The following is a 16,540-nucleotide window of genomic DNA, read 5'->3' on the forward strand; positions in this document are numbered from 1 at the left end:
TCACTTGTCGATGTCGCCGACGACGAAGAACAGCGACCCCAGGATCGCCACCATGTCCGCCACCAGCGTCCCCGGCAGCAGTTCCGTGAGCGCCTGTATGTTGTTGAACGACGCGGAGCGGAGCTTCAGCCGGTACGGCGTCTTCTCGCCCTTCGACACCAGGTAGTAGCCGTTCAGCCCCAGCGGGTTCTCCGTCCAGGCGTACGTCTCCCCCTCCGGCGCCTTCAGCACCTTCGGCAGCCGCTGGTTCACCGGCCCCGGCGGCAGTTCCGCCAGCCGGTCCAGGCAGGCGTCGGCCAGTTCGAGGGCGTTGTGCGTCTGCGCCAGCAGCACCTCGAAGCGCGCCAGGCAGTCGCCCTCCTCGCGGGTCACGACGCGCAGCGTGTCGCCCAACTCCCCGTAGGCCAGATACGGCTCGTCGCGCCGCAGGTCGAAGTCCACCCCCGAGGCGCGCGCGATGGGCCCGCTCACGCCGTAGGCGTGCACGATCTGCGGCGACAGCACGCCCACGCCGCGGGTGCGGCCGCGGAAGATCTCGTTGCCCAGCACCAGGCGGTCGAAGACCTCCATGCGCGCCCGCGCGGCCCGTACGGCGGCGCGTGCCCGGTCCGTCCACCCGGCGGGCAGTTCCTCCTTGAGGCCGCCGACGCGGTTGAACATGTAGTGCATCCGCCCGCCGGAGACCTCCTCCATGACGGCCTGGAGGTCCTCGCGTTCGCGGAAGGCGTAGAAGATCGGGGTGATGCCGCCGAGTTCCAGGGGGTACGAGCCGAGGAACATCAGATGGTTGAGCACCCGGTTCAGCTCGGCGAGCAGCGTGCGCAGCCACACCGCCCGCTCCGGCACCTCCATGCCGAGCATGCGCTCGACGGCCAGGACCACGCCGAGCTCGTTGGAGAAGGCCGACAGCCAGTCGTGGCGGTTGGCCAGGACGATGATCTGGCGGTAGTCGCGCGCTTCGAAGAGCTTCTCCGCGCCGCGGTGCATATAGCCGATGACCGGCTCCGCGGTGACGATGCGCTCGCCGTCGAGGACCAGGCGCAGACGCAGCACGCCGTGGGTCGAGGGATGCTGCGGGCCGATGTTCAGCACCATGTCGGTCTGCTCGGCCGCGCCTCCGATGCCGACCGTCAGCGGGGCGGTGCGTGCGGCGGGCGCGGCGTCTCCGGTGGGCGCGGCAGTCATGCCGTCGAGCGTAGCGGCCGTACGGAACGGGCCCTAGGGCCGCGGGGCGGAAACGGCCGCGGAGCGGAGGGGCGCGGGGCGAAGGGGCGCTGGGCGCCGGGGCGGCGCGGCGGAAGGGGGCTGGGTCCGCGGGGCGGGGGGCGCTAGGACCGCGGCGGGGGGCGGTCGTCTTCGTCATCCTCCTCGGGCAGCTTGCACACCCGTTCCAGGAAGAGTGCCGCCACCACCACCAGCGCCGCGGCCACCACCGCCAGCGCCGCGTACACCACCTGGGCCCTGCGCGTGCCGTAGTCCAGCCCGTCCAGCACCAGGAAGAGCCCGAGCCCGCCGTACAGCCCCGCCACCAGCGCCGAGACCAGCGCGCTCGCCTGGCCCAGCACCACGGCCCGCGCCGCCATCAGCGGGTCGACCGCCTTGGCCCGCGAGTCGCGCTCGCGCTGCGCGCGGAGGCGGGCGCGGAGGGACAGCGCGGTCGCCGTCAGGATCGTGGCGATCACCGCCAGCACCACCGGGGCGGCGACGGGGACGCTCGGCAGCGTACCCACCGAGTTCCACAGCCGGGATCCCGCCCAGCCCAGCACCCCCGCCACCACGAAGATGCCGGCCAACACCCCGACACGCAGTTGCCTCACCGAACGCGCTCCTCCCAGAACTCCCAGAGATCGTAGCCCCGTAGGGCCCGCAGAACGCGCTCAGTCGGGCAGCCGCAGGTCGAGGTCCGCGCGCTGGCGCACACCCTGCCGGCCGACGTGGGCCAGCAGCTCGGCCACCGGCCCGTGCCCCGGCAGCTCGGCCGCGGGGTCCACGTCGTACCACGGGACGAGGACGAAGGCGCGCTCGTGCGCGCGGGGGTGCGGGAGCGTCAGGGCGGGGTCGTCGGAGACGACGCCCTGGTACGCCACGATGTCGACGTCCAGCGTGCGCGGGCCCCACCGGTCGTCCCGTACGCGCGCGAACGCCTCCTCGACGGCGTGCGCCCGCTCCATCAGCGAGGAGGGCGGGAGGGTGGTCCGGACGAGCAGGACGGCGTTGAAGAACGTCGGCTGGCTGCCCGGCTCGACGCCCCAGGGCTCGGTCTCGTAGACCGGAGAGACCGCTTTGACGCGCAGGCCGGGGGTGTCCTCCAGGGCGTCGACGGAGCCCTGGAGGGTCTCCAGGCGGTTGCCGAGGTTGCTGCCGATGGAGAGCACCGCGCTCTTGGGGTTCTGCAGGGTCGAGTCGGCCGCGTCGACCTGCTCGACCACGGAACGCGGCACTGGCTGCACGGTCGGGTCGCTGCGATTCAATGGTCAACCTCTGCTTCGGGTGATGGTGATGGTCACGTCGTCGAACGGAACGGTGATCGGCGCGTCCGGCTTGTGCACCGTCACCTCCACCTGCTGTACGGGCGCGTGCGTCAGGCACTTCGCGGCGATCCGCTCGGCGAGGGTCTCGATCAGGTCCACCGGCTCGCCCTCGACGACGGCGAGGGCCTCTTCGGCCACGACCCCGTAGTGCACGGTCCGGGTCAGGTCGTCGGTCGCGGCGGCCGGGCGGGTGTCGAGGTGGAGGACGAGGTCGACGACGAACGGCTGGCCCTCGGCGCGCTCGTGCGCGAAGACGCCGTGGTGACCGCGGGCCCTGAGGCCGTGCAGCGCAACTCGGTCGGCTTCGGTCATGGCTCGCCTCACCTTCTGCGTCTTGCGGCTCTCCGCCTTGCGGCTCTCCGCCTTGCGGCTCTGCGCCTCGTCTCGGTCGATGTGCGGTGTCCGCGGAGGTACGCGAACGTCGAAGCGGTGATGTTCCGATACTCGGCCCTGCTCGGTCCAGCCCCCGGGACCCTCGGTCGAATGTACCTGCGGCCCCTGACGGACCCGACGACCGGGGCTGCCCGCGCCTGCCTGTGAGCTGCGGGTTGGGCTGTGGCCGCGCCTACGGGGAGGGTCGACGGGACAGCGGTATGGAGGATGACGTCGACTCGAACGGGCTATGAACGCGCCCCCGGCCTTTGAGCGTACGAGGTACGTCGTACGCCCCTGCACTCCCCGCACTCCCCCGCACTCCCGCCCAAGGGTAGGCCGCTGCTCGGACATCGATCGCCGGCTCCGCGGCCGGGGGTTCCGCGGCCGGGGGTTCCGCGAGACCGGTTGGGCAGGCTGCCCGTACGCCGGTGTACGCCTCTTCCCGCGCCGCTACGCCCCGTGGCCTTCCAGTGCCGACGCGACCCGTACCGCATCCGCCGTCGGCCGCACCTCGTGCACCCGTACCGCCCACGCGCCCTCGCGCGCCACGATCGCCGACACGGCCGCCGTCGCGGCGTCCCGCTCGCGGGCCGGCGGCGGCGAGCCGTCGGGGCCGGCCAGGACCCGCCCCAGGAACCGCTTCCGCGACGCGGCCACCAGGAGCGGACGACCCAGCTCAGCGCCCAGCCGGGCGAGGCTGTTCAGCAGCACGAGGTCGTGCCGGGCCTCCTTCGCGAAGCCCAGGCCGGGGTCGACGATGATCCGCTCGAAGCCCACCCCGCCGGCCACGGCCCGGTCCAGGCTGCGGCGCAGTTCGTCGACGACCTCGGTGACGGTGTCCTCGTAGACCGCGCGGTTGTTCATGTCGATGGACTGGCCGCGCCAGTGCATGACGACGAACGGCACTCCGGCCGCGGCCACCGTCGGCACCATCGCGGGGTCCGCCTGACCGCCGCTGACGTCGTTGACGAGGCGGGCGCCGGCCGCGACCGCCCGTTCGGCGACGACGGCGCGCATGGTGTCGACGGAGACGAGTACGCCTTCGGCCGCGAGGCCCCGTACGACGGGCAGGACGCGGCGGAGCTCCTCGTCCTCGTCCACGCGGGGTGCGCCGGGGCGGGTGGACTCGCCGCCTACGTCGACGATGTCGGCGCCGGTGGCGACGAGGTCGATGCCGTGCTTGATCGCGGACGCGGGGTCGAACCAGAGGCCGCCGTCAGAGAAGGAGTCGGGGGTGACGTTGACGACGCCCATGACGGCGCAGCGGCCGAAGTCCGGCAGCCCCGCCACCTGCCCCCTGCGCGTATCCGTCATACGACCAGCGTAGGCGCCGCCGGCAGGACCGGCCCCGGCGGGGCGCGGGGCCCCTGGGCGGCGCGGCCTGCTCGCGCCGGGGCAGGGCGCGGGGCCGCGGGGCGCGGGCGGGGCGCGGGGGCGCGGGACGCAGGCGGGGGGGGCAGGGATGTGGGGCGTGGGCATCTGACGGTGCCTGGGGCGGGGGCGTGGGGCGGCTGACGCGACGCGAACGGCCCGGAGCGATGTCAGCGGGCGCGCCTACCCTTGGGCGGGTGTGCGGGGGAGGTGGGGCGGCCACTGAGGCGCGGGCCCGGCGGGCTTCCGGCCCGGCGGACGTACGGCCCGGCAGAAGTACGACCCGGCAGACGTACAGCACCGGAGGGCCGCTCCGCGAACAAAGGTCGCGGCCGGCAGCGAAGGCGCAGCCGGCGACGCAGCCCCGTGCGATGTCAGAGGACGCGCCTACCGTTGGGCGGGTGTGCGGGGAGGCTTCAGAGCGCCCGAATCGGGCGGAAGCCCGTGTTGCCGCTTGAGCTGTCCGGCGTGTTCCCCATCCGCGCCGACGTCCGGTACCGCAGGCAGTACGACTCGTGGCACATGTGCGACCCCCCCTTCAGCACCCGCGTCTGCCCCAGCCGCGGCCCCCGCGGGTTGTCGCGCGGCCCCTTGCGATGGTGCCTCGCGTGGAACCAGTCCGCGCACCACTCCCACACGTTCCCCGTGGCGTTGTACAGCCCGTAGGCGTTCGGCTCGAAGGCGTCCACCGGGCACGTGCCCCGGTAGCCGTCCGCCGCCGTGTTCCGGTCCGGGAAGCTGCCGCGCCAGATGTTCATCCGGTACGCGCCCTCCGGCTCCCGCTCCGCGCCCCACGGGTACGGCTCGCCCGCCAGCCCGCCGCGCGCCGCGTACTCCCACTCCGCCTCCGTCGGCAGCCGTCCGCCCGCCCAGGCGCAGAAGGCCAGCGCATCGGTGTGCGAGACGTGCACCACCGGGTGGTCCCACCGGCCGCGCAGGCCCGAGCCGGGACCCTCCGGGTGCCGCCAGTCCGCCTGGTGGACCTGCCGCCACCACGGCGTCTGCGGCGGCGAGGCGGTGGGCGGGAAGTTCTTGGGCAGGAAGCCCGCGAAGACGAAGGACCAGCCGAAGCGCTCGGCGTCCGTGACGTACGACGTGGCGTCGGCGAAGGCCGCGAACTCCTCGTTCGTCACCGCCGTCGCCGCCACCGCGAAGCCGTCGACCGTCACCTCGCGCGACGGGCCCTCCCCGTCCGCCGGGTACGGCCCGTCGTCGTAGCCCATCCGGAACACCCCGCCGGGCAGCTTCCGCCACCCTCCGCGCGGCTCGTACGTGCCCGCTCCCGCGGCGACGGCCTCCGTACGCGCCGTCGCGACGGCCCGCGCCGGCACGGCGGCCCCTTCCGTCCCGCGTCCCGGTGCGCAGCACGCCTTCGGCTCGGTGCCCCCGTCCCCCATCAGCGCGCCTTGATCAGGCTCATCGCCTCGGCCCGCGTCGCGGGGTCCCGCAACTGCCCGCGCACCGCCGACGTCAGCGTCTTCGCGCCCGGCTTCCGCACGCCCCGCATCGTCATGCACAGGTGCTCGCACTCGATGACCACGATCACGCCCCGCGGCTCCAGTATCGCCATCAGCGAGTCCGCGATCTGCGTGGTCAGCCGCTCCTGCACCTGCGGCCTGCGCGCGTACACGTCCACCAGCCGCGCCAGCTTCGACAGCCCGGTGATCTTCCCGTCGTGCGACGGGATGTACCCCACGTGCGCGGAGCCGACGAAGGGCACCAGGTGGTGCTCGCAGGTGCTGAGCACCTCGATGTCCTTGACCAGCACCATCTCGTCGTGGCCCAGGTCGAACGTCGTCGTGAGCACGTCCTCGGGACGCTGCCGCAGCCCCGCGAATATCTCCTTGTACGAGCGCGCCACCCGCGCCGGCGTCTCCAGCAGACCCTCGCGGTCCGGGTCCTCGCCGACGGCGATGAGCAGCTCCCGCACGGCGTTCTCGGCGCGCTTCTCGTCGAAGTCGCCGTACCCCGCGCCGGCCGCCCCCGCGCCGCCGTACCCGGCGCCGCGGAAGCCCGCGCCGCCGTGCTCCGGGCCGTTTCCCGGTCCGACCGCCGCATCCGTCATCGTCGTGCCTCTCGTACCTGCGCTCATGGCCGCGCCCCCAAGGCTAGAACCTCGGGGGCGCTGCTCACATTCCGGCGGTGTCCGCTACGGCTGACCGCCCTCGCTCGGCGACGGCTGGTGCTGCGGGCCCTCGCCCGGCAGCGAGCCGCCCTGGAGGCCGCCCGGCAGCCCGCCGCCGGCCGGCGGCGTCTCGGCCTTGTCGAGCATCCTCGGGCCCGAGCCGTTCGTCTCCCGCGGGGAGGTGACCGGCGGCCGGGTGGAGGGCGTACGCCGCGAGGAGCCGGTCCACGCCGGCCGCAGCGGGCGCTTGACCAGCGGGCGGAAGATCTCGGCGATCTCCTCCTTGCCCAGGGTCTCCTTCTCCAGCAGCTCCAGCACGAGGTTGTCGAGCACGTCGCGGTTCTCGACGAGCATCTCCCACGCCTCGTTGTGCGCGGTCTCGATCAGCTTCTTGACCTCCTCGTCGACCAGCGCGGCGACCTCCTCGGAGTAGTCGCGCTGGTGGGCGAGCTCCCGGCCCAGGAAGGGCTCGGACTGGTCGGAGCCGAACTTGATCGCGCCGAGCCGCTCGGTCATGCCGTACTGGGTGACCATCTTGCGGGCGAGGCCGGTGGCCTTCTCGATGTCGTTCGCGGCGCCGGTCGTCGGGTCGTGGAAGACCAGCTCCTCGGCCGCGCGGCCGCCCATCATGTACGCGAGCTGGTCGAGCATCTCGTTGCGCGTGGTGGAGTACTTGTCCTCGTCGGGCAGCACCATCGTGTAGCCGAGGGCGCGGCCGCGGGAGAGGATCGTCACCTTGTGCACCGGGTCACCGCTGGGAGAGGCCGCCGCGACCAGGGCGTGCCCGCCCTCGTGGTACGCGGTGATCTTCTTCTCCTTCTCCGACATGATCCGGGAGCGCTTCTGCGGGCCGGCGACCACACGGTCGATGGCCTCGTCCAGCATCTCGTTGTCGATCAGCTTCCGGTTGCTGCGCGCGGTGAGCAGCGCGGCCTCGTTCAGCACGTTGCTGAGGTCGGCGCCGGTGAAGCCGGGCGTGCGCCGGGCGACGGCGGACAGGTCCACGTCCGGGGCGACCGGCTTGCCCTTCTGGTGGACCTTGAGGATCTCCAGCCGGCCCTGCATGTCGGGGCTCTCCACGCCGATCTGCCGGTCGAAGCGGCCGGGGCGCAGCAGGGCGGGGTCGAGGATGTCGGGCCGGTTGGTGGCCGCGATGAGGATGACGCCGCCCTTGACGTCGAAGCCGTCCATCTCGACCAGGAGCTGGTTCAGCGTCTGCTCGCGCTCGTCGTGGCCGCCGCCCATGCCGGCGCCGCGGTGCCGGCCGACCGCGTCGATCTCGTCGACGAAGACGATCGCCGGCGCGTTCGCCTTGGCCTGCTCGAACAGGTCGCGGACGCGGGAGGCGCCGACGCCGACGAACATCTCGACGAAGTCGGAGCCGGAGATGGAGTAGAACGGCACGCCCGCCTCGCCGGCGACCGCGCGGGCCAGCAGCGTCTTGCCGGTGCCGGGCGGGCCGTAGAGCAGCACGCCCTTGGGGATCTTGGCGCCGACGGCCTGGAACTTCGCGGGCTCCTGCAGGAAGTCCTTGATCTCATGGAGTTCCTCGACGGCCTCGTCGGCCCCGGCCACGTCGGCGAAGGTCGTCTTCGGGGTGTCCTTCGTGATGAGCTTGGCCTTGGACTTCCCGAAGTTCATGACCCGGGAGCCGCCGCCCTGCATCTGGTTCATCAGGAAGAGGAAGACGAGCACGATCAGGACGAACGGCAGCAGGGAGAGCAAGATGCTGAGGAACGGGTTGTCCTTGGTCTCCTTGACCGAGTACCCGTCGGGGATCTTGCCGTCGTTGAACTTGCCCTGCAGCCGGTCGGCGAGGTCGGCACCCTGGGTGTCGATGTAGTTCGCCTGGACCTTGTCGCTGCCGTCGATCTTCTTGCCGTCTTTGAGCTGGACCTTGATGGTCTCGCTGTTGCCGGTGGTCAGCTCGGCGGAGCTGACGTCGTCCTTCCGGATCGCGGCGACGACCTTGGCGGTGTCCACGGACTTGTAGCCCTCGGAGGAGCCGACCAGTTGCATCAACAGGACCACGGCGAGGACGGCCAGCACGATCCACATGACCGGCCCACGGAAGTAGCGCTTCACGTCCATCCACACGGGGCGGCGTACGCCCCGTCCCTCCTGCCCAGTGAGGCACGGCTGGCTCCTGACCGAGCCCGTGGCCGTGCGTATGCCTGTATGGGTCCAAACTGAAACGACTGACGTTCGGACGGTACCCCAGAATTGTCACCCGTCCCCGGCGGGGACGGCTAACAAACCGGCTTTCCCATGCTCCAACGGCGGGAAACCCCCCGGTGTTCCCCGGACGGGACCCGCAGGCCCGCGTCCGGCCACCCGGGGGGCGGCGGCGGGCGGTCCCCCGCCGGCCCGCGTCAGTCCGGGCGGCAGTCGCCGCTGACTGCGTCAGCCACCGTACACGTGCGGTGCGAGGGTCCCGACGAAGGGCAGGTTGCGGTACTTCTCCGCGTAGTCGAGGCCGTAGCCGACGACGAACTCGTTGGGGATGTCGAAGCCCACCCAGTCCACGTCGATGGGCACCTTCGCCGCCTCCGGCTTCCGCAGCAGCGTGAAGACCCGCAGCGAGGCCGGCTGCCGCGACCCGAGGTTCGACAGCAGCCAGGAGAGGGTGAGGCCCGAGTCGATGATGTCCTCGACGATCATCACGTGCCGGTCCTGGATGTCGGTGTCGAGGTCCTTGAGGATCCGCACGACGCCGGAGGACTGGGTGCCCGCGCCGTAGGAGGACACGGCCATCCAGTCCATCGTCACCGGGGTCGACAGCGTGCGGGCGAGGTCCGCCATGACCATCACGGCGCCCTTGAGCACCCCGACGATCAGGAGGTCCTTGCCGGCGTACTCCGCGTCGATCTTCGCGGCCATCTCGGCGAGCTTGGCGTCGATCTCTTCCTTGGTGATGAGCACTTTCTCGAGGTCCGCGCCCATGTCCTTCACATCCACCCGGGGTCACTCTCGTTCGTTCGACGACCACTGCCGGACGAACAGTCTGCCATCCGTTCTCCCACCGGTCAGGAGCGCGTAGGACACGTTTTCCGCACGTCCCGGCCCTCGCCGGCGCCGGTACGGCCCCGCCGGCCGGGCGGCGCACCGGCGGGATCCGGGGCGTACGGGCCCTCAGTCCACCCGCCGGACGACCAGCCGGCCCTGTTCGCGGCGGGCGGACACCCGGCCCGGGAGGTTGAGGGCGCTCTGTCCGCGCCAGCCGGTGATGAGCTTGTCCATCTCCTCGACGTGCCGGCTGAAGAGGGACCCGGCGGGCGAGCCGGCCGCGAGGGCGGCGCGGCGCAGGACGCGGCGGCGGACGGCGGGCGGCAGCGCGTACAGCCCGCGGACGTCGAGGCCGCCGTCGGCGTCGCGGACGCCGCGCTCGGCGTCGGCGGCCCAGGCGTCGAGGGCGTCGGCGTCGTCGCGGGAGAGCCGGGCGGTACGGGCCAGGGAGGCGACGACGCCGCGGCCGAGCGCCTTCTCCAGCACGGGCAGCGCCTCGTGGCGGACGCGGGAGCGGGTGTAGGCGGGGTCGACGTTGTGGGGGTCGTCCCAGACGGGCAGCGACTGGACCATGCACGCCTTGCGGGCGACCTGGCGGTCGATCTGGAGGAACGGGCGGCGGTAGCGGCCGCCGGCCCCCGACGTGCCGGCCATGCCGGAAAGCGAGCGCACGCCGGAGCCGCGGGCGAGCGCCAGCAGCACGGTCTCGGCCTGGTCGTCGCGGGTGTGGCCGAGGAGCACGGCGGCGGCGCCGAGGCGCTCCGCGGCCTCGTCCAGCGCCGCGTAGCGGGCGTCGCGGGCGGCGGCCTCGGGGCCGCCGTCGCGGCCGACGTCGACGCGCACGGACTCGACGGGGTCCAGCCCGAGGGCGCGCAGGCGGCCGGCGACTTCCCGCGCGCGCAGGTCGGAGCCGTCCTGGAGGCCGTGGTCGATGGTGATGCCGCCGGCGCGGACGCCCCGGCGGGGGGCCTCGAAGGCGAGGGCGGAGGCCAGCGCCATGGAGTCGGCGCCGCCGGAGCAGGCGACCAGCACGAGAGGCGCGAGAGGGTCGAGGGGCGCGTGAGGGTCGAGAGGGGAGTGGGGGGCCGTGGCGGGGGCGGAGGGAGTGCCCGCCGGGGCCGGTCCGGTTGCCGGGGCCGTGGCGGCCGCGGGAGCCGCGGGGGCGGCTGCAGACGCCGGGGAGGCCGCGGCGGCGGGGGGAAGGTGCGCCGTCGCGTACTCGGTCAGCACGTCGTGCAGGACCTGCCGTACGGCGAGACGTATCGCGGCGACCGCTGGATGGGGACCCATGGCTTTCACTTCACTTTCGCTGGCGGCGGAAGAGCTCGCTCGTCGCTCACCTCCGCGACCGTCACTGTCAGTGCGTCGATGGTGACAGAGGAGAGCGGCCAACCGAGCATTGCACGCGGGCGACGCCCGGTTCGCTCCCTCGGACGGGTGAAAGTCGCGCGAATACCGCCGCCACGGGAACCGCCGGAAGCGGTCGTCAGCTCTCGGCGCGGCTGTGCACCCGCGCGATCCAATCCGCCGGTTTGGCGATCTCCGACTTCGTCGGCAGGGTGTTGGGCGAGGTCCACACGCGGTTGAAGCCGTCCATGCCGACCTGGTCGACGACGTGCCGTACGAAGCGCTCGCCGTCGCGGTACTGGCGGAGCTTGGCGTCCAGGCCCAGCAGCTTGCGCAGCGCCTGGTCCAGCCGGCCCGCGCCGGCCTGCCGGCGCTTGGTGAACTTCTCCCGGATCTCCGCGACCGACGGCACGACCTGCGGCCCCACGCCGTCCATCACGTAGTCGGCGTGCCCCTCCAGCAGGGACATCACCGCGGTCAGCCGGCCCAGGATCTCCCGCTGCGCCGGGGTCTGGACGACCTCGACGATGCTGCGCTCCTCGCCGCCCTCCTCCCGGCCGCTGCTGAGGCTCTGCAGCGCCTCGCGCACGCGGTCCAGCAGGGTGGCCGGGTCGACCTCGGTCTCGCCCAGGAACGACTGGATCTCGCCCTGCAGGTGGTCGCGCAGCCACGGCACGGCCGTGAACTGCGTGCGGTGGGTCTCCTCGTGGATGCACACCCACAGCCGGAAGTCGTGCGGGGCGACCTCCAGCTCGCGCTCGACATGGACGATGTTCGGCGCGATGAGCAGCAGCCGGCCCTGGCCCGCGCCGCCGTCGGCGGAGCCGGCGTGGGCGGCGGGGCCGCCGGGCAGGTCGCGGGTGGCGGGGGCGAAGGTCTCGTACTGCCCGAGGACGCGGGAGGACAGGAACGACAGCAGCATCCCCAGCTCGACGCCGGTGACCTTGCCGCCGACGGCGCCCAGCACGGCCCCGCCCGGGAGGCCGGAGCGGCGCTTGTCCATCTTCTCCAGCAGCGGCGCGAGGACGGCGCGGAAGCCCGCGACGTTCGCCTTGATCCAGCCGGGCCGGTCGACCACGAGGATCGGGGTGTCGTGCCGCGGGTCGGCGCCCTCGGGATACATCCGGGAGAACTCGCGTACGTGCTCCTCGGCCGACCGGGCGTGCGCCCGCAGCTCGCCGACGATGGCGCGCGCCTCGTCCCGGCTCACCTCGGGCCCCGGCCGCACGAGCCGCGTCGCGGTCGCAACCGCGAGATTCCAGTCGACCATCTCCGCACCACCGATGCTCGTCATCTCTTCACCGTACGTGCCCACGCGGCCGAGCGGGAGCGCGCGGCCCCCGGAACCGGCTGCGGGAGCACCCGTAGGGGAGCCGTCCGGCCCGGCGCGGAGCGGTACGGAGGGGGGCGGAGCAGGGCCGGGGCCGGGGGCCGGACGGGCCGGTCGCTCGAACGAGGGACGAGATTCACTTTTCGTTCACTTCGAACGTCGAACCGATTCACCTGTTCTGCCTAACTTCGGCAACGAAAGGTGAATCAGCGCAGGCGAGACGGGTGCGAACGCGCATACCTGAGGTAGAGGTCTCGCTCCAGAACCGCAAGCACCGCAAAGGACACCCACCGTGAAGCTCCCCCGCACCACCCGGCTGCGCGCCGCAGCCGCCGGTTCGCTCGCCCTCGCCGGCGCCCTCGTCCTCGGCGCCTGCGGGTCCGACGACAACACCGGCGACTCCACCGACACCGGCGGCGGCGCCCAGGCCGCCACCGGCGACGTGAAGTGCTCCGGCTCCGGCGAGCTGCTGGCGTCGGGCTCCTCCGCGCAGAAGAACGCCGTGGACCAGTGGGTCAGCGACTTCCAGGGCTCCTGCCCGGACATCACCGTCAACTACAAGGCCACCGGCTCCGGCGCCGGCATCCAGGAGTTCCTGCAGGGCAAGACGGGCTTCGCCGGCTCCGACTCGGCGCTCAAGCCCGAGGAGGTGCAGGCGTCGAAGAAGGTCTGCAAGGACGGCGAGGCCATCAACATCCCGATGCTCGGCGGCCCCATCGCCATCGGCTACAACGTCGAAGGCGTCGACGACCTCGTCCTCGACCCCGACGTCCTCGGCCGGATCTTCGACGGCTCCGTCACCACCTGGAACGACCCGGCCATCGCCGACCTCAACCCCGACGCGGACCTGCCGGACACCAAGATCCAGCCGGTGCACCGCTCGGACGAGTCCGGCACCACCGACAACTTCACCCAGTACCTCTCCGCCGCCGCCCAGGACGCCTGGCCGCACGAGCCCGGCAAGAAGTGGCCCGTCGAGGGCGGCCAGGCCGCGGACGGCTCCGCCGGGGTCTCCTCGCAGGTGCAGCAGACCGACGGCGCGATCTCGTACTTCGAGCTGTCGTACGCCACCGCCAGCGACATCGACACGGTCAAGCTCGACACCGGCGCCTCCGAGCCCGTCGAGGCCACCAGCGCGAACGCCTCGAAGGCCATCGCCAACGCCAAGGTCAGCGGCACCGGCAAGGACCTGGCGATGAAGCTCGACTACACCACCGACGCCGAAGGCGCCTACCCCCTGACCCTCCTCACCTACGAGATCGCCTGCGACAAGGGCAACAACCCGGACAGCCTCGACAAGGTCAAGTCCTTCCTCGGCTACACCGCAAGCGAGGCCGGCCAGTCGAAGCTGAGCCAGCTCGGCTACGCCCCCCTGCCCGACGACATCGCCGGGAAGGTCCGTACGACCGTGGAGTCACTGTCCTGACCCCCGACCCGCACCCCCGCAGCCCCCGCGCCGCCCGGCGCGGGGGCCCGGAGGGCGCGGGCGACGCATCCGGTGCACCGCCGCCGGGACGACACGCGCACAGCTATGCGCCGCCGCCCCACCCAGACCGGAGGCCGCACGTGAGTACCGACACGGACATACGCACACAGACCCCTCCGCCGCCGCCGAAGGCGCCACCAGAGAAGCGCCGCGGCAAGGCCGCCACCCGCCTGGGCGACCGCGTCTTCGCCGGCCTGTCCAAGGGCTCCGGGATCACCCTGCTGGTGATCATGGGCGCGATCGCGGCCTTCCTCGCGTACCGCGCCGCGCTCGCCCTCGCCAAGAACGAGGGGAACTTCCTCACCACCTTCGAGTGGGACGCCAACGCCGACCCGCCCGTCTTCGGCATCGCCGTGCTGGCCTTCGGGACGATCGTCTCGTCGGTCATCGCGATGGTCATCGCTGTGCCGATCGCCGTGGGCATCGCGCTGTTCATCACCCACTACGCGCCGCGGAGGCTGGCGGCGCCCCTCGCGTACCTCATCGACCTGCTGGCCGCCGTCCCGTCCATCGTCTACGGCCTGTGGGGCGCCCTGTTCCTCGTCCCACGCCTGGTCGGACCGTACGAATGGCTGGACGACCTCTTCGCCTGGACCGTCGTCTTCTCGTACGACGGCGGCGTCCCGCGCTCCCTGATGACCGCCGGCATCCTGCTGGCGATCATGATCTTGCCGATCGTCACCAACGTCAGCCGCGAGGTCTTCCGGCAGGTGCCGCAGACGCAGCAGGAGGCGGCGCTGGCGATGGGCGCCACGCGCTGGGAGGTCATCCGCATGACGGTGCTGCCCTTCGGCCGCTCCGGCGTCATCTCCGCCTCGATGCTGGGCCTCGGGCGGGCGCTGGGCGAGACGATGGCGGTCGCCACCGTGCTGTCGCCGTCGGCGATCCTGTCGGCGAAGATCCTGGAGCCCGGTGGCGGGACGTTCGCGCAGAACATCGCCTCGGCGTTCAAGGAGGCGGGTGAGTTCGGGCGGGACGCGCTGATCGCCTCCGGCCTGGTCCTGTTCGTCATCACGCTGCTGGTCAACGGCGCGGCCCGGCTGATCATCGCGCGTCGCAAGGAGTACTCGGGGGCCAACGCATGAGCGCGCCCCGGACGGCGCCCCGGACCGCCGACAGTGCCGACGCCCTCGGCATCCACCAGCCGCGCCTGCCGCGCTGGGCGCCCGCCGGCGTCGCCGTCGCCGCGGTGGCCGCGGCGACGGCCGTGGGGCTGGGCGCGGGGCTGTCCAGCCGTACGCAGTGGGGGGTGATCGCCGCGCTGCTCTTCGTCGCCGGGCTGTACGCCGTCTCGGCCCGCGCGGAGGGCACCCGCAAGGCGAAGGACCGGCTGGCGACGTCGCTCGTGTGGGGCGCCTTCCTGCTGGCCGTCATCCCGCTGGCGTCGCTGATCTGGGAGACCGTACGGCAGGGCGTCAAGGTCCTCGACGGCTACTTCCTGACCCACTCCATGAACGGCGTCGTCGCCATCGCCCCCGGCGGCGGCATCTACCACGCCCTCCTGGGCACCATCCAGCAGGTCGCGCTGGGCACCCTCATCGCCACCCCCATCGGGCTGCTGACGGGCGTGTACCTGGTGGAGTACGGGCGGGGACGGCTGGCCAAGGCGGTGACGTTCTTCGTCGACGTCATGACGGGCATCCCGTCGATCGTCGCCGGCCTCTTCGTCCTCAGCGTCTGGATCATGGGGCTGGGCTTCGGCTACTCCGGCCTCGCCGGCTCGTTCGCGCTGGCCATCCTGATGATGCCGATCGTCGTGCGCTCGACCGAGGAGATGCTGAAGCTCGTGCCGAACGAGCTGCGGGAGGCGTCGTACGCCCTGGGCGTACCGAAGTGGAAGACGATCCTGAAGGTCGTCCTGCCCACCTCCCTCGGCGGCATCACCACCGGCGTCATGCTGGCCGTCGCCCGCATCACCGGCGAGACGGCTCCTCTGTTGCTGCTCGTCTTCGGCAACCCCGCCATCAACGACAACCCCTTCGAGGGCGCCCAGGCGTCGCTGCCGCTCTACATCTACGAGCAGTGGGCCAACGGCAACAACGCCTCCTACGACCGCGCCTGGGCCGCCGCTCTGGTGCTCATCATCTTCGTGATGATCCTCAACCTGCTGGCCCGCGGCATCGCCCGCTGGAAGGCCCCGAAAACCGGCCACTGACGGCCACGTAAAGAGAGAGATTCCAGCCCCATGGCCAAGCGCATCGACATCAGCGGCCTCACCGCCTACTACAGCGACTTCAAGGCGATCGAGGACATCTCGATGGCCGTCGAGCCCCGCTCCGTGACCGCCTTCATCGGCCCGTCCGGCTGCGGCAAGTCCACCTTCCTGCGCACCATCAACCGCATGCACGAGGTCATCCCCGGCGCCCGCGTGGAGGGGAAGGTGATGCTGGACGACGAGAACCTCTACGCCAGCGGCGTCGACCCCGTCTCCGTACGCCGCGTGGTCGGCATGGTCTTCCAGCGCCCCAACCCGTTCCCGACCATGAGCGTCTACGAGAACGTCGCCGCCGGCCTGAAGCTCAACAGCCGCTACAAGAAGTCCGAGCTGGACGACGTGGTGGAGAAGTCCCTGCGCGGCGCGAACCTGTGGAACGAGGTCAAGGACCGCCTCAACCGCCCCGGCTCGGGCCTGTCCGGCGGCCAGCAGCAGCGCCTGTGCATCGCCCGCGCCATCGCGGTCGAACCCCAGGTCCTCCTCATGGACGAGCCCTGCTCGGCCCTCGACCCGATCTCCACCCTCGCCATCGAGGACCTGATCGCCGACCTCAAGGAGCGGTTCACGATCGTGATCGTGACGCACAACATGCAGCAGGCGGCGCGGGTCTCCGACCGCACCGCGTTCTTCAACCTGTCAGAGGTCGGGGAGCCGGGGCGGCTGATCGAGGTCGGCGACACCGACATGATCTTCTCCAATCCCGAGGAGAAGGCGACGGAGGACTACATCTCGGGCCGCTTCGGCTGACGGGCCG

15 protein-coding genes are annotated in these 16,540 nt (G+C 72.1%); 4 read left to right on the forward strand and 11 right to left on the reverse strand.

Annotation, left to right across the window (positions count from 1 at the left end; genetic code table 11):
• The 11 genes from O7599_RS17575 to O7599_RS17625 all read right to left on the reverse strand — a co-directional run bounded on the left by O7599_RS17575 (position 1) and on the right by O7599_RS17625 (position 12,049).
• Complete coding sequence (locus O7599_RS17575) at positions 1-1,185, reverse strand: NADH-quinone oxidoreductase subunit D (protein ID WP_281623100.1); 1,185 nt, start codon at positions 1,183-1,185, stop codon at positions 1-3.
• 143 nt (positions 1,186-1,328) lie between these two features.
• Complete coding sequence (locus tag O7599_RS17580) at positions 1,329-1,817, reverse strand: DUF3180 domain-containing protein (RefSeq protein WP_281623101.1); 489 nt, start codon at positions 1,815-1,817, stop codon at positions 1,329-1,331.
• A gap of 60 nt (positions 1,818-1,877) precedes the next feature.
• The gene (gene folK, locus O7599_RS17585) at positions 1,878-2,471 is read right to left on the reverse strand and encodes a 2-amino-4-hydroxy-6-hydroxymethyldihydropteridine diphosphokinase (protein ID WP_281623102.1); all 594 of its coding nucleotides are present in this window, start codon (positions 2,469-2,471) and stop codon (positions 1,878-1,880) included.
• A 3-nt stretch (positions 2,472-2,474) separates the two neighbouring features.
• Entirely contained in the window at positions 2,475-2,843 is a 369-nt protein-coding gene (folB, locus tag O7599_RS17590; RefSeq protein ID WP_281623103.1) for a dihydroneopterin aldolase, read from the reverse strand.
• A 513-nt stretch (positions 2,844-3,356) separates the two neighbouring features.
• Entirely contained in the window at positions 3,357-4,220 is an 864-nt protein-coding gene (gene folP, locus O7599_RS17595; RefSeq protein ID WP_281623104.1) for a dihydropteroate synthase, read from the reverse strand.
• Between the two features lie 473 nt (positions 4,221-4,693).
• Positions 4,694-5,674, reverse strand: coding sequence for a formylglycine-generating enzyme family protein (locus O7599_RS17600; protein WP_281623105.1), 981 nt, complete (start codon positions 5,672-5,674; stop codon positions 4,694-4,696).
• The gene (gene folE / locus O7599_RS17605) at positions 5,674-6,342 is read right to left on the reverse strand and encodes a GTP cyclohydrolase I FolE (RefSeq protein ID WP_281623420.1); all 669 of its coding nucleotides are present in this window, start codon (positions 6,340-6,342) and stop codon (positions 5,674-5,676) included. The genes O7599_RS17600 and folE overlap by 1 nt, the downstream gene beginning before the upstream one ends.
• Before the next feature lie 84 nt (positions 6,343-6,426).
• Entirely contained in the window at positions 6,427-8,493 is a 2,067-nt protein-coding gene (gene ftsH / locus O7599_RS17610; RefSeq protein ID WP_281623106.1) for an ATP-dependent zinc metalloprotease FtsH, read from the reverse strand.
• A 312-nt stretch (positions 8,494-8,805) separates the two neighbouring features.
• The gene (gene hpt / locus O7599_RS17615) at positions 8,806-9,345 is read right to left on the reverse strand and encodes a hypoxanthine phosphoribosyltransferase (RefSeq protein ID WP_047017100.1); all 540 of its coding nucleotides are present in this window, start codon (positions 9,343-9,345) and stop codon (positions 8,806-8,808) included.
• A gap of 189 nt (positions 9,346-9,534) precedes the next feature.
• On the reverse strand, positions 9,535-10,698 hold the full coding sequence (tilS, locus tag O7599_RS17620; RefSeq protein WP_281623107.1) for a tRNA lysidine(34) synthetase TilS: 1,164 nt from the start codon (positions 10,696-10,698) through the stop codon (positions 9,535-9,537).
• A 196-nt stretch (positions 10,699-10,894) separates the two neighbouring features.
• Positions 10,895-12,049 carry a zinc-dependent metalloprotease gene (locus tag O7599_RS17625; protein WP_281623108.1) on the reverse strand — a complete coding sequence of 385 codons (1,155 nt, stop codon included), beginning with the start codon at positions 12,047-12,049 and terminating at the stop codon, positions 10,895-10,897.
• Between the two features lie 328 nt (positions 12,050-12,377).
• Here O7599_RS17625 and pstS point away from each other — a divergent pair, with 328 nt between their 5' ends.
• The 4 genes from pstS (at position 12,378) to pstB (ending at position 16,533) form a co-directional block, all read left to right on the forward strand.
• Complete coding sequence (pstS, locus tag O7599_RS17630) at positions 12,378-13,511, forward strand: phosphate ABC transporter substrate-binding protein PstS (RefSeq protein ID WP_281623109.1); 1,134 nt, start codon at positions 12,378-12,380, stop codon at positions 13,509-13,511.
• Positions 13,512-13,651: 140 nt separating this feature from the next.
• A complete protein-coding gene (gene pstC, locus O7599_RS17635; protein ID WP_281623110.1) occupies positions 13,652-14,656 on the forward strand; it encodes a phosphate ABC transporter permease subunit PstC in 1,005 nt (334 codons plus the stop codon).
• Complete coding sequence (pstA, locus tag O7599_RS17640) at positions 14,653-15,726, forward strand: phosphate ABC transporter permease PstA (protein WP_281623111.1); 1,074 nt, start codon at positions 14,653-14,655, stop codon at positions 15,724-15,726. The genes pstC and pstA overlap by 4 nt, the downstream gene beginning before the upstream one ends.
• A 30-nt stretch (positions 15,727-15,756) precedes the next feature.
• Positions 15,757-16,533, forward strand: a complete 777-nt coding sequence (pstB, locus tag O7599_RS17645) for a phosphate ABC transporter ATP-binding protein PstB (RefSeq protein ID WP_281623112.1) — start codon at positions 15,757-15,759, stop codon at positions 16,531-16,533.
• Positions 16,534-16,540: the final 7 nt, after the last annotated feature.

This window comes from Streptomyces sp. WMMC500, assembly GCF_027497195.1.
In the GTDB taxonomy this organism is placed as follows: Bacteria; Actinomycetota; Actinomycetes; order Streptomycetales; family Streptomycetaceae; genus Streptomyces.